At 63.1% G+C, this 569-nt stretch carries 1 protein-coding gene; it reads right to left on the reverse strand.

All coding sequences use genetic code 11. The features are described 5' to 3' along the window. Positions 1-43: 43 nt before the first annotated feature. Positions 44-569, reverse strand: a 526-nt coding sequence (gene trbJ, locus HY26_RS02910) for a P-type conjugative transfer protein TrbJ (RefSeq protein WP_112072907.1), incomplete at its 5' end; no start/stop codon positions are given.

The raw sequence follows: 569 nt of genomic DNA on the forward strand, positions 1-569 counted from the left end.
CGATGAAGGTCGCAAGGAAGGTGTCGATCACGTCCATCTTCCATCACTCTCCGAGAAAGGTCCGTGTCCGTGCGCGGCCGCGTTCGGCCTCGGCAAGCTGGCGGGCACGCTCAAGCGCTTCGGCGCGGTAATGCGCCGCCATCATGGCTTCCATCTGCATGAGCTGCTCGGTCTGCAGGGCCTCGATCTGATTGCCGGCCTGGGCGACCTGGAGATTGCCGACGGCGGACTGGCTGTCGGCGATCAGCCGGTCGAGGCTTTCTGGATCCTCGCGCGCCGATGAGACGACCGAGGCCGTGACCTCAAGGCTTTCTCTGTAGGCGGTGCGCGACTGACGCCAGCGGGCGCGGGCTTCTTCGACGAGCACCGCCTGACGGGGCGGTTCACTGCCATAATCTTCTGGGTAGACCTCTTCATACTCGCGATCGATTTCCTCGACTTTGTAGCCGATACCTTCTGCCTCGCGCATCAGCTCCTCGATGCGGCGCATACGGCGCAGGATGTCATCGGCGATGCTATCGGGCAGCGCTTCGAGATCGCGGGCCATGTTCTCCAGCATCTCGATCTCA

Source organism: Hyphomonas sp. GM-8P (assembly GCF_003263315.1).
GTDB lineage: Bacteria > Pseudomonadota > Alphaproteobacteria > Caulobacterales > Hyphomonadaceae > Hyphomonas.